General features: G+C 69.8%; 11 protein-coding genes. 6 read left to right on the forward strand and 5 right to left on the reverse strand.

What is annotated here, in order from left to right:
- Positions 1-237: 237 nt before the first annotated feature.
- Positions 238-1,221 (forward strand): helix-turn-helix transcriptional regulator, encoded by a 984-nt coding sequence (locus ACWCOV_RS23485; RefSeq protein WP_449831435.1) that lies wholly within the window; start codon positions 238-240, stop codon positions 1,219-1,221.
- 194 nt (positions 1,222-1,415) lie between these two features.
- Here ACWCOV_RS23485 and ACWCOV_RS23490 read toward each other — a convergent pair whose 3' ends face one another.
- From ACWCOV_RS23490 to ACWCOV_RS23505, 4 genes are read right to left on the reverse strand one after another with little or no spacing between them, the layout of a single operon-like run.
- Positions 1,416-2,786: an NAD(P)(+) transhydrogenase (Re/Si-specific) subunit beta gene (locus ACWCOV_RS23490; protein WP_449831436.1), complete on the reverse strand. Its 1,371-nt coding sequence runs from the start codon at positions 2,784-2,786 to the stop codon at positions 1,416-1,418.
- A complete protein-coding gene (locus ACWCOV_RS23495) occupies positions 2,783-3,088 on the reverse strand; it encodes an NAD(P) transhydrogenase subunit alpha (protein WP_360524648.1) in 306 nt (101 codons plus the stop codon). Before ACWCOV_RS23495 ends, ACWCOV_RS23490 begins: the two co-directional genes overlap by 4 nt.
- On the reverse strand, positions 3,085-4,209 hold the full coding sequence (locus ACWCOV_RS23500) for an NAD(P) transhydrogenase subunit alpha (protein WP_449831437.1): 1,125 nt from the start codon (positions 4,207-4,209) through the stop codon (positions 3,085-3,087). Before ACWCOV_RS23500 ends, ACWCOV_RS23495 begins: the two co-directional genes overlap by 4 nt.
- Before the next feature lie 43 nt (positions 4,210-4,252).
- On the reverse strand, positions 4,253-5,587 hold the full coding sequence (locus ACWCOV_RS23505; RefSeq protein ID WP_449831438.1) for a M20/M25/M40 family metallo-hydrolase: 1,335 nt from the start codon (positions 5,585-5,587) through the stop codon (positions 4,253-4,255).
- 120 nt (positions 5,588-5,707) lie between these two features.
- Here ACWCOV_RS23505 and ACWCOV_RS23510 point away from each other — a divergent pair, with 120 nt between their 5' ends.
- Positions 5,708-6,649 (forward strand): hypothetical protein, encoded by a 942-nt coding sequence (locus ACWCOV_RS23510; protein ID WP_449831439.1) that lies wholly within the window; start codon positions 5,708-5,710, stop codon positions 6,647-6,649.
- On the opposite strand, the gene ACWCOV_RS23515 is transcribed toward ACWCOV_RS23510, so the two are convergent.
- A complete protein-coding gene (locus tag ACWCOV_RS23515; RefSeq protein ID WP_449831440.1) occupies positions 6,646-8,067 on the reverse strand; it encodes a serine/threonine-protein kinase in 1,422 nt (473 codons plus the stop codon). The genes ACWCOV_RS23510 and ACWCOV_RS23515 overlap by 4 nt on opposite strands.
- Positions 8,068-8,182: 115 nt before the next feature.
- Between ACWCOV_RS23515 and ACWCOV_RS23520 the strand changes: the two genes are divergently transcribed.
- Genes ACWCOV_RS23520 through ACWCOV_RS23535 form a run of 4 tightly spaced genes read left to right on the forward strand, consistent with a single transcriptional unit; the run spans position 8,183 to position 12,433 of the window.
- Positions 8,183-9,271, forward strand: coding sequence for a hypothetical protein (locus tag ACWCOV_RS23520; RefSeq protein WP_449831441.1), 1,089 nt, complete (start codon positions 8,183-8,185; stop codon positions 9,269-9,271).
- A 15-nt stretch (positions 9,272-9,286) separates the two neighbouring features.
- Positions 9,287-10,489, forward strand: a complete 1,203-nt coding sequence (locus tag ACWCOV_RS23525) for a hypothetical protein (protein ID WP_449831442.1) — start codon at positions 9,287-9,289, stop codon at positions 10,487-10,489.
- 55 nt (positions 10,490-10,544) lie between these two features.
- Positions 10,545-11,282: a metallophosphoesterase family protein gene (locus ACWCOV_RS23530; protein ID WP_449831443.1), complete on the forward strand. Its 738-nt coding sequence runs from the start codon at positions 10,545-10,547 to the stop codon at positions 11,280-11,282.
- 17 nt (positions 11,283-11,299) lie between these two features.
- Positions 11,300-12,433: a histidine kinase gene (locus ACWCOV_RS23535; RefSeq protein ID WP_449831444.1), complete on the forward strand. Its 1,134-nt coding sequence runs from the start codon at positions 11,300-11,302 to the stop codon at positions 12,431-12,433.
- Positions 12,434-12,608: the final 175 nt, after the last annotated feature.

A 12,608-nucleotide genomic window follows, 5' to 3' on the forward strand; every position in this document is an offset into this window, starting at 1 on the left:
ACGACGGTGGACTTACCAGCAGGTCATGTGGACCGTGCAGCCCGGTTGCGCACCCACCGCGACGGCGGCCGTGGGCTGCGCGGTGGCGGCCACAAGAAGAAGCGCCGGGGCGACTACTATCAGCAACTTCTTGATCACAAGTTGTCCCTTCGAAATAATTCCGGAACCAACCGCCGGGTCTCACTGTCGAAGCACTGTGTATATGGTCGGTTCCACCAAGTTCTGAGGAGTAGAAACGTGTTCGAGCCGCTGGGGGTGGACGAAGCCACTTTCGCGGTCTATCACGCCCTCCTCAGCCACCCAGACAGTACGCCGGAGCAGATTGCCGCGCTAGTAAAAAGCCCGCTGCCGGAAGTTCACCGGCGGATGGACACGCTGCGCGAGCTCGGCCTGCTGGTGCCGACCTGGACCGACCCGGACAGTGAGCACGCGGTGCACCCGCGGGTGGGGCTGACCGGCCTCGCCGAGCGGCGGCGCACCGAGCTGAACATGGCGCTCGGTGAGCTTCGGGAGGCCGAGGCCTCGGCCGAGATCGTCGCGGAGCAGTACAACGAGCTCCTGACCGCCCGGAGCAGCGGCGACGTCGAGGTGCTCAAGGGCCGGGCGAACGCGTCGCGCCGGATCGAGGAGCTCGGCCTGAAGGCCCGCGAGACCTTCTGGGGCCTGGTGCCGGCGCACATCGACGACACCATCCAGCCGATGGACCGGTCGCCTGACCTGCCGCTGCTCGAGCGTGGGCTGAAGATGCGGACCGTCTACCTGCAGAGCATGACGGCGTCGAAGCAGGCGCTGGACTACGCCGCGGCGATGCACCGGCTCGGCGGTGAGGTGCGGGCGACTCCCACACTGCCGATGCGGCTGCTGATCTTCGACCAGGAGATCGCGATCATGCCGATGGACCCGGAGAACCCGACGGCCGGCGCGGTCATCCACCGGTCCCCCGCCGTCGTCTCGGTGGCCCTCGCGCTCTTCGACTCCTACTGGTCCCGGGCGACCGAGCTGTTCGCCCCGGAGGACCGCGACGACAATACGCCGCTGACACCCCATGAGGCCGAAGTTCTGCGTTTGCTCGCGGGTGGCGCGAAAGACGAACAGGTCGCGCGTTTGCTGGGTATTTCTTTGCGCACTGCCCGGCGAATTACCGCGAACCTTTCCGAGCGTCTCGACGCGGCCAGCCGATTCGAATTGGGCGTGGCCGCGGCCAAACGCGGCTGGGTCTGACCGGCTGGTATTTCCGGGCGAATTCCCCGGGTACGGCGCCCGCGCCCGGACGCCTGTCTCCGCAGGGGTTCCCGGCCGGCGCATCCGGTCTGGACCGCTGGCCGGCGACCCCGGCAGGAAGATGCCAAACGCTTGATTCTCCGCGTTTGGCGTGGTTTAGTTCGCGGCTTTCGCCGTTGACAACGTAATCGGGCTCAGACCGTCTTGAGGGCGGCCAGCAGTTTGGTCAGCGAGTCGCGGGCGTCGCCGAACAGCAGCGTGGTCCGCGGGTCGTAGAGGAGCTCGTTCTCGATACCGGCGAAACCGGGACGCATCGAACGTTTGAGGAAGATGACCCGCTGCGCCTCGTCGGCGTTCAGGATCGGCATCCCGTAGATCGGGGCGCTCGGCGTGGTGCGGGCGGCCGGGTTGACCACGTCGTTGGCGCCGACCACCAGGACCACGTCGGTGGACTTGAAGTCGCCGTTGATGTCGTCCATCTCACGGAGCTGCTCGTACGGCACCTGCGCCTCGGCCAGCAGCACGTTCATGTGGCCCGGCATCCGGCCCGCGACCGGGTGGATCGCGTAGTCGACCTTCACTCCGCGGCTCTGCAGCTCTTCGACCAGGTCACGCAGGGTGTGCTGGGCCTGGGCGACCGCGAGCCCGTACCCGGGCACGATGATGACCTTGTTCGCGTACCCGAGCAGGATCGCGACGTCCTCGGCGCCGCCGGAGATGACCGGCCGCTCGGACGCCGTACCGGCGCCGAGGGTCGAGCCGCCGCGGATCGCGCCGAACAGGATGTTGTAGAGCGAGCGGCCCATCGCGTCGGCCATCAGCTTGGTCAGCAACGTACCGGCCGCGCCGACCAGCGTGCCGGCCACCAGCAGCAGCGTGTTGCCGAGCACGTACCCGCCGGCCGCGACGGTCAGGCCGGTGAAGGCGTTCAGCAGCGAGATCACGATCGGCACGTCGGCGCCGCCCACCGGCAGCACCAGCATCACGCCGACCGCGAGACCGACCAGGCAGAGCAGGACGCCGACCCAGACCCGCGGGTCGGAGACCAGCCAGCCGGCCAGCGCGATACCGCCGATGATCCCGGCGATGAAGAGCACCGGCAGGCCGGGGAACGTCACCGGCCGGGTCGTCATCAGCTCCTGCAGCTTGGCGAACGTGACGATCGAGCCGGAGAAGCTGATCGCGCCGACCAGGATGGTGAACGCGGTCGCGATCGCGGCGACGGTCTGCCCCGCGTGCACCTCGCCGAGCTCCATCAGCGCGACCAGGGCGGCCGCGCCGCCGCCGACGCCGTTGAACAGGGCAACGAGCTGCGGCATGTGCGTCATCTGCACCCGGCGGGACCCGACTACGCCGCCGACGGTGCCGACGGCCAGCGCGATCAGGATCGGCGCCAGGTGGTCCGGCTTGTAGGCGACGAAGGTGATCACCACCGCGAGCACCGCGCCGGCCGCGCCGAGCGCGTTGCCGGCCCGGGCGGACTTCGGCGACGACAGCGCCTTCAGCGCGACGATGAAGCAGACCGCGGCGACCAGGTAGCCGATCTGGGCCCAGGTGGGGATCACTTGCGCAGCTCCTTCTTGCGTGCCCCCGGACCCTTGAACATCTCCAGCATCCGGTCGGTGACCACGAACCCGCCGACCATGTTGACGGTCGCGAGGACGACGGCCAGCAACCCGACCGCGACCACGATCGCGGACTCGGCCTGGCCGGTGACGATGATGGCGCCGACCAGGATGACACCGTGGATCGCGTTCGCCCCGGACATCAGCGGGGTGTGCAGGGTCGAGGAGACCTTGCTGATCACCTCGACGCCGACGAACGCGGCCAGCACGAAGATCGTCAGCAGCGCGATGGACTCGCTCACGGGGCTTGTCCTTCCAAAAGCTCTCGGGTCGGCTCGTGCAGCACGCTGCCGTCGTGGGTGACGCAGCAGCCGCGGACGATCTCGTCGTCGAAGTCCGGATCGAACGCCGCGTTGCGGGTCATCAGCCGGATCAGGTTGGCGATGTTCTGACCGTAGAGCCGACTGGCTGGTCCGGCCAGCTGGCTGGGCACATTCGCGCCACCCCAGACCAGCGCGTCGCCGATGGTCAGCTCGGTGCCGGCGACCGAACCCTCGACGTTGCCGCCCTGCTCGGAGGCCAGGTCGACCACGACCGAGCCGGGCTTCATCTGCTCGACCATCGACCGCGACACCAGCATCGGCGCGGTGCGCCCGGGTACGGCGGCCGTCGTGATCAGGGCGTCCGCGGCCGCGACGTACGGGGTGAGCAGCTCGCGCTGCAGCTGGGCGCGTTCCGGTGTCATCTCGCGGGCGTAGCCGCCGGGGCCGTCCAGCGTCCCCAGCTCCAGCTCGATCGGCACCGCGCCCATCGACGCGATCTCCTCGGCGGCCGCCGTCCGGACGTCGTACGCCTTCACGACGGCGCCGAGGCGCTTGCAGGTCGCGATCGCCTGCAGGCCGGCCACGCCGGCGCCGAGGACGAGGACCTGGGCCGGTGGGACCGTGCCGGCCGCGGTCATGTTCAGCGGGAAGAACCGCGGCAGCCGTTCGGCCGCGACGATCGCGGCGCGGTAGCCGGCGACCAGGGCCTGCGAGGACAGCGCGTCCATCGACTGGGCCCGGGAGATCCTCGGGATCAGCTCCATCGCGAACGCGGTGAGCTTGGCGCGGGTGGCGGTCCGGACCACGTCCGGCGGATTCGTCGGCAGGAACGACATCAGCGCCGTACCGGCGTGCAGCCGCTGCAGGCGCTCGCGCTCCAGGGGCTGCACCGACGCCACGATGGTGGCCGCGTGGTCGGCGCCCCAGGCGACCTCGGCCCCGGCGTCGCGGTACTGCTCGTCGGAGTACAGCGCTCGTTCGCCGGCGGCCGGCTCGACCGCCACCTCATAGCCGAGCTCGATGAGTTTCGCGACTTGTTCCGGCACCAGCGCGACCCGGCGCTCGGCCGGTCTGGTCTCCCGTACGACTGCGATCTTCACTCGCCGAAACCTATGCCAAACACTGGGTCGCCGGAAAGCCCGGTCAGGAACCGTCGGCCAGGTTCTGCAGCAGCAGGGCCTCGGCGAGGCAGACCTTGCGGAACTCGGGCAGGTGCAGACCCTCGTCGATTCCGTGCGCGCGGGTGTCCGGATCCTCCACGCCGGTGACCAGGATCGAGGCCTCCGGGAAGGTCTGCTGGAACTCGGCGATGAACGGGATCGACCCGCCCATGCCCATGTCGATCGGCTCGACTCCCCACGCCGTCTTGAAGGCAGCCCGGGCTGCTTCGTACCCGGCGCCGCGCGCGTTGATGCTGCACGGCTGGCCGGTCTGCCCCTCGGTCACGGTGACCTGCGCACCCCAGGGCGCATGGTTCTCGAGGTGCGACTTGAGCGCCGCACTCGCCTTGATCGCGTCGTCGCCGGGCGCGACCCGCAGGCCCACCTTGGCGCGCGCGACCGGCACCAGGGTGTTGCTGGCCTCGGCCACCGACGGGGTGTCGATGCCGAGGACGGCGATCGACGGCCGCGTCCACAGCCGGTCCACGAGCGAACCCGAACCGGTCAGCCGGACCGAGTCCAGCACACTCGACTCGGACCGCAGCCGGTCCTCCGGGTACTCGACGTCCGCCGCCCGCGAGGCGTGCAGACCGTCCACCGCGACGTCGCCCTTGTCGTCGTGCAGGGTGGCGAGCAGCCGGCACAACGCCGACAGCGCGTCCGGAATCGGTCCGCCGAACAGGCCCGAGTGCACAGCGTGGTCCAGCGTTCGCACCTCGACGTACGCCTCCACCAGGCCGCGCAGCGACACCGTCAGCGCCGGCTGGCCGATGTCCCAGTTGCCGGAGTCGGCGATCACGATCGCGTCGGCGGCCAGGTCCTCGGAGTACTCGTCCAGCAGCTGCAGCAAAGTCGGCGAGCCGATCTCCTCCTCACCCTCGACGAACACCGTCACGCCCACCGGCAGGTCGTTGCCGAAGGCCCGTACGGCGGCCAGGTGCGCGGCGATCCCGGCCTTGTCGTCGGCCGCGCCCCGGCCGTAGAGCCGGTCACCGCGCTCGACGGGCTCGAACGGGTCCGACGTCCACTGCTCGACCGGTCCGGTCGGCTGGACGTCGTGGTGCGCGTACAGCAGCACCGTCGGCTTCCCGGGCGGCGCGGGCTTCTTGGCGATCACCGCCGGCGCACCCTCGCCGGCGCGGACGATCTTCACCGCGAACCCCTCGGCCTCGAACAGCGCGGCGGTCGCCTCGGCGGAGCGCTGGACGTCGGCCGCGCGGGCCGGTTCGTAGCTGACCGACGGGATCCGGATGAGGTCCTCGAGGTCGGCACGGACGCTGGGCAGAACGCGGTCGATCGCCGCGGACAGATCGGTCATGCGCCTACCGTACGGCGTCCGTTCGAGCGGCCGACGCCCGCTACACCCTCGCGCGTTACTCATTGCCGATTTACTCTGGATTTTTCGTAGGTTTCCGCCCAACCTCGAAGGACAACGCCCATGTCCAGACGACTGACAGCCCTGTTCGCTGCCCTCCTCACCTCCGCCGCCACGCTGACCGCCGGACTGCCGGCCAGTGCCGCGATCAGCTGTGACACCGCCACCAGTGGTGGCTCGACCTTCTACGACGGCCCGTCCGCGTCGTACAAGTACGACGCTCGCTTCAGCAACAGCGCGAGCATCCCCAACCTGAGCACGCACACCCCACAAGGCGCCGGCACTTGGTACAACTGGGACGGCACTGGCAAGAACCTGCTGCTGGTCGCCTCCTACCGCACCGGCGCCGACTCGCAGATCTATGGCATCGACCCGTCCACCGGCGCCACTGTCGGCGTGGTCGCGATCGCCGAGTCGCACGTCGGCGGCATCACGGTCAGCAAGGGCTGGGCGTTCGTGTCCGGTCAAGGCAGCAGCATCCGCAAGTACCGGCTGACCGCCTTGCGTGATGCGCTGAAGGCTGCAGGCACGCCGTACCTCACGCAGGTCGGGACTGCTCGGGACGTGGCCGCCTCGTCGTTCATCGGGAGCTACGGCGACTCGCTGTTCTCGGGATCGTTCAACTCCGAGGGCCGCGGGGTCATGTACGAGTACAAGATCGCCGACGACGGGACGCTGACCACGGTGGCCGGCGCGTGGGAGGTGCCGACCAAGACGCAGGGCCTGACGGTGACCGCGAACCACTTCATCTACAGCACGTCGTACGGGCGCACCAACCGCAGCAACATCTACGTGGTGAAGCGCGGCCAGAAGGACCTGGACGCGGCGGCGCTGAGTTGCTTCCGGGCCCCGAGCATGACCGAGGGCATCACGGAGTACAACGGAACGGCGTACCTGGTCTACGAGTCGGCGTCACACCTGTACGGCTCGGACCCGACGACGCTCAACGTCATCCCACGCATGCACAAGGCAAGCATCTCGTCGCTGACGTCACTCGTCCCCTAGGGCGTGTACTCAGCCGACGCCAGCACCGCCGCCCGGTTGCCCGGGTTGTCGTCCCGGACCTGGATCCGGAGCACCTTGTCGCCGTCGAGCAGCCGGTACTGCTCGTCGACGGACGGCCCGTTGCAGCTGTACTTGAAGGTGACCAGGTTCTGACCTGCCACGTCCGGTGGGTCAGGCGGCGCCGTCTTGCAGCCGGTCGGCGGTGTGGTGGTCGTCGGCAACGTCGTGCCGTCGCTGATGCCCAGGAAGACACCCTCGGTGTCCTTGTTGGACTGCCAGTCGGCGGTGCTCGTGGTCACCAGCAACGACGGGCCAGGTCCCTCGGACTTCTGCACCCAGTCCCGCTGAACCTCCACCGACAGGTTGTTGTACTCGACCTTCACCGGACGAGTCAGCACGAGTTGGTACCCGCCGTAACCGCCACCAGCGGCCAGGAGGACCGCGACCAGTGCGGCGATGACCTTGCCGCGGGCTGAGCGCTTCGGCTTGGTCGCGACCGTCGACTGGTTGGCGCCGGCCAGGGCGGTTGCCTGGTCGACGTCGGCGGGCGGCGCGACCGGGGTCGGCATCTCCGCGGCCGGCACCAGGCCGGGCGGGACCTCGCCGGTCGTGTGCGCGTCGCGCAGGGCGTTGAGGAAGCTGTCCAGGTCCGGCCAGCGCTTGTCGCGGTCCGGCTCGAGAGCACGCCGTACGACGACGTCGATCGCGTCCGGGATGTCCTCGCGCAGGGTCGCCATCGACGGCGGCGGGGTGTCGATCTGCATCACGGCGCTCAGGCTCGCAACGCCGTACGGCGCCTGGCCGGTGAAGGCGGCGTACGCGACCGCGCCCAGCGAGTACAGGTCGGCCCGGTGGTCCAGCCGCTCGCCGCGGACCTGCTCGGGCGCGACGTACGCCGGGGTGCCGCCGGGCATCGTGATCCGCGAGACCTCGGCCAGCGACTTGCCCAGCCCGAGGTCGGACAGCATCGCGCGGTCGCCGGCCGGGTCGGTGCGGAACAGCACGTTCGCCGGTTTCACGTCGCGGTGCAGGACGCCGCGGCTGTGCAGGTGCTTCAGGCCGCGGCCGACCTGGCCGATCACCCGGACCACCTCGGCGATCTCCAGCGGGCCGGCCTTGATCCGCTCCGCGAGCGTGCCGCCGTCGGCGTAGGTGAGCACCATGAACGGGCGGCCGTCCTCGGCCTCACCGATGTCGTGGACGCCGACGACGTACAGCGAGTCGACCTTGCGCAGGAACCGGCCCTCGGCCAGGAACCGGCGCCGGACGTCCTCGTCCTCGATCCAGTTGTCGGAGAGGATCTTGACGGCGACCTCGGCGTCCAGCTGCTCGTCCCGGGCCAGCCAAACGGTCGCGAAACCTCCGGCACCCACCCGGCGGACCAGGGAGTACCGGCCGATCCGGGGTGGCTGGTCCATGGCGCAATTATGCTCGATGCCTCCTGCGACTCGTTCGCCGGAGCATCGGGTACGGCGTTTCGGGGCGAACAAAACCGGGTTCCGGAGCGTCCAAACGGGGATGAATGAGGCACGGGTGATCAGCAGAAACCGACCGTTGGTAGCGGGTATAGCCGCGGTCGCGGTCACTGCTGCCGCGGGCGGCGGGCTGCTTGCCGCTGCCGAGTCCCCGCGCACCCAGGGCGGCGGTTCAGCTGCGCCACTGGCCGCGGCCGTGACGGCTACGAGCGGCAAGCTCGACGCCGCCCAGCTTCAGGAAGGTCACGAGCCGCAGATCACCTACGTCCGCGGTCGGACCGTGCTTGGTGGAGTCGGCACTCCGGTGAAGGTGCCCGGCAAGGCTGAGATCGTCGCAGCGGCACGGCTCTGGGACACCACCCTGACCGTGCAGGTCGCCGGCGCGACCAGCAGCTCGCTGATGATCCAGGACCACACCGGCAAGGTCGTCGACCAGATCAAGGGCGTCGACTCGCTGACGACCAGCTCCGACGGCAAGTACGCCGCCTACGCGTCCGGCGGTCAGTACGCGGACGGCAGGCCCGGCGGAAGGGTGTACTTCCAGGAGCCCGGCACGAAGCCGACCGCCGTACTGGATCGCCCCGCGGACTACAACGTGCGGGTGCTGGCCGTGGTCGACCGGCACGTGTACTTCACCGCCGCCCGGAGCCTCGAGGCCGCGGAGACTCTGTTCCAGTGGGACGTCGACGCGAAGGACCTCCGGACCTACGCCTACCTGTCCACACCGGTGTCGGTGGCCTTCCGCAACAACCTGGTGGCCTGGGTCCCGGTGTTCACCGACAGCGGGCTGTGCAGCGCGCTGACGGACACCGACACCGGCCGGCAGGTCTGGCGCACCTGCCAGTACCGGCTGGACCGCTTCAGCCCGACCAACGGCTTCGTCGTCGGCCTGCCGCCCAACACCGGAGCGCCGTACGGCGTGCAACGGACGGCGGCGCTCGACACCAAGACCGGCAAGCTGCTGCGCGAGTGGACCGCACCGTCCCTGCGCGGCGCCGTAGCCGAGGACGATGACCACCTGTTGTTGCTGTGGCACGACCAGCCAGAGCCGCAGTCCCGCTCCGCCCTCGTGCGGTGCACGGTCAGCACCGGTCAGTGCGAGCTGGCCACACCTCTGTCATCCGAGCCCCTGCTGCTCGGATCGTAAGTAAGGAGTCCGGTGATGCGGAGCAACAACAGGCGCCTGGTCATCCTGGTCGCGTCAGTAGCAGTAGCCGCCGTGGCGATCGGCGCAGCCTTCGCCTACCGCCAAGGCCCCGAGTCAGCCCAAGCCGACGCCGCCCCGTTGACCGGCTCCCCGTCGCCGACCCAGAGCTCCACGCCGAAGCCGACGCCGTCGACGACTCCGACGACCGCCAAGCCGACGCCGACCGTGACGCCGACCAGCGCGCCGCCGACGTCCACCGGGCCGACCAAGGTCAAGGTGGACATCAACAAGCTCTCCCAGGGCCGCGAGCCGGCGATCCCGTACCTCGTCGGCCGCGAGGTTCGCGGCGGCGCCGGCAGCCCGCTCAAGATCCCCGGCACCGGCGGCATCATCGCGATCGGCCGGCTGGAGACCGACGCGCTGGCAGCCGTCACGAAGGGCGACGCGGGGACCGAGCTGATCAAGGTCAGTGGTGCCGGCGACGTACGCCGTACTCCGGACGTGTCCTCGCTGGTGACGAGGGCGGACCAGTCCGCGGCGGCGTACGCGGCGGCCCGGCCCAGCTGGCTCGGGGCGCAGGAGAAGGGCGGCATCGTCTACGCCGAGGACCCGGGCGAGGGCGGTTTCCTGAAGTCGTTGAAGCTGCCGGACGCGTGGAACCTGCAGGTGCTCGCCTACGTGGGCGACAAGGTCTACTACCGCGCGGACAGCGACGACACCGGTGCTTGGAGGCTGTACAGCTGGGTGCCCGGTGCGGCGAAGCCCGTCGTGGTCAAGACGGTCACGTCCGCGTCGGCCGTGTCGAGGGACGGCAGCGTGGCCTCCTCGGTGAACCTGATCAACGACGGCGGCAGTTGCTCCTCGATGGTCGAGGTCGACTCCGGCAAGCAGCTGTCGCGCACCTGCGACTACTGGATCACCGGCTTCACCCCGGACACCAGGACGGCGGTCGGCGGACCGGCGTACGGCGACGGCTATTGCAACCTCGTCCAGGCCGCGGTGGACACCCGGACCGGCAAGCTGGTCCGCGAGTGGAACGGCTGCTTCCACCGGATCGCCGCCGAGGACGACCAGCACGTGTTGATCGTCGCCGTGGGCGACGGCCAGGGCGAGACGGAGAACGTCGACCAGGCGATCATCCGTTGCAACCTCGCCACCGCCGCCTGCGAGCTCGCCACCAAGATCGTCACCGACCAGTCCCTGGTGATCGGCACCTGATCTGCCGGTAGCAGATATCCCCGCTGCCGTTGGGGTTTCGCAGCAGACTGTCGGTATGACGACGGTTGCGGTGCTTGCGGACGTGCACGGGGTGTTGCCCGCTCTCGAGGCGGTACTGGCCGAGTCGGATGTGCGGGACGCCGATGTGATCGTGCTGGCAGGAGACATCGCCAGCGGGCCGCAGCCGGTGGAGACGCTGGACTTGCTGGTGTCGCTCGGCGAGCGGGTGGTCTGGGTGCGCGGGAACGCGGACCGGGAGCTGGTGGCGATGGCTCGTGGGACGTTCCAGGGCGAGGCGCCGGATGGTGTCAGTCCGTGGGCGGCTGACCAGTTGCGGCCTGATCAGGTGGAGCTGCTGGCTGGGTTGCCTACCACCGTGACGATTGGCGATGCGCTGTTCTGCCATGCGACGCCGCGGGACGACGAAGAAATGGTGCTGGTGGACAGTCCGATCGCTCGGTGGGCGCAGGTGTTCAGCGGGCTGCCGGACGAGGTCCGGACGGTGGTGTGCGGGCACACGCACATGCCGTTCGCGCGGCAGGTCGACCGGCGCCTGGTGGTCAACGCCGGCAGCGTCGGCATGCCGTACGGCGCTCCTGGCCCAAGCTGGGCCCTGCTCACTCCGGACGGCGTGCAGCTGCGAAGGGCCCCGATGGACAGGAGGAAGGCCGCCGACCGGATCGTCGCCGAGTCGTCGTACCCCGATCGAGAGGCCTGGGTGGCCGAGTACCTCCTGTCGAACTACTCCGACACCGAGGCCCTGGAGGCCTTCAGACCCCGCGCGGAGAGCTGAGCGGTTACCGTCGTGTCGTGTTCGCGCGACGGCGGAAGCATTTTGGGACTCCGGCTGACAAGGCGACGTATGCGACCCTGCATACCGCCTCGCTGGCCACACCGCACCTGCGCGAGGGGCTGACCCCCGCGGCGGCGGGCAAGGCGAGCCGCCACCTCCGGGACCTCCTGGGTACGGCGGCCATCGCCATCTGCGACTCCTCCGGCGTACTGGCGTGGGACGGCGTAGGCGGACCCTACGAGAGCAACCACCGCGGCGACGCGAAGGCGCTGGCCGCCCCGACGCTCCGCACCGGACGTACGGCGGTCCTCGGCGCCCACGACGTGGCCTGTGGCGACCCGCAGTGCCCGATCCGTACGGCGGTAGTCGCCCCGATCGTCACCGAGGAGCGAGTGGTCGCCGTACTGGTCGCCTACAGCATCCGCTCGTCGGCCCCGTTGGTCAGAGCGACCGAGGAGGTCGCCCGCTGGGTGTCCGGCCAGGTGGAGCTGGCGGAGCTCAACAAGGAACGGACCCGCGCGATGGAGGCCGAGCTGCGGGCACTGCGCGCGCAGATCAGCCCGCACTTCATCTACAACGCGCTGGCCGCGATCGCGTCGTTCGTGCGGACCGATCCGGAGCGGGCGCGTGAGCTGCTGCTGGAGTTCGCCGACTTCTCCCGCTACGCGCTCCGGCGCGGCGGCGAGTTCACCACGCTGGCCGACGAACTGCGCAACGTCGAGCGGTACCTGGTGCTCGAGCAGGCGCGGTTCGGCGACCGGCTGAAGGTATCGCTGCTGATCGCGCCCGAGGTGCTGCCGGTGGTGATCCCGTTCCTGGTCGTGCAGCCGCTGGTGGAGAACGCCGTACGGCACGGCCTGGAAGGCACCACCGGGGCCGGCCGGATCACCATCCGGGCCCGGGACCGGATCAACGAGGCCGAGATCAGCGTCGAGGACGACGGCGCCGGCAGCGACCCCGAGGTGATCCGGGCCGCGCTGGCCGGTGAGTCCGGCAGCGACTCGGTCGGCCTCGGCAACGTGGACGCCCGGCTCCGGCAGGTGTACGGCGACGCGTACGGCCTGGTCGTGGAGACCGCCGTCGACGCCGGCACCAAGGTGACCTTCCGGATCCCCAAGTACTCGTCGGGCGTACACGCTGTCCCGCGTTGACCGTGCTGGTGGCGCGAACTAGCGTCGACAGCAATCCCCCGACGGCGTTGCGGCATCGCCGCCGGAACGGGATTCACCTGGGCGGGGCAGGCGACGACTGGGTCGCCTTCTCGGGGCGATCGCGGCCTGCGACAGCGGTTTCGCACGGCTCCACGGCGTTCTGCGGCGGAGCCTC

It is taken from the genome of Kribbella sp. NPDC002412 (assembly GCF_053592935.1).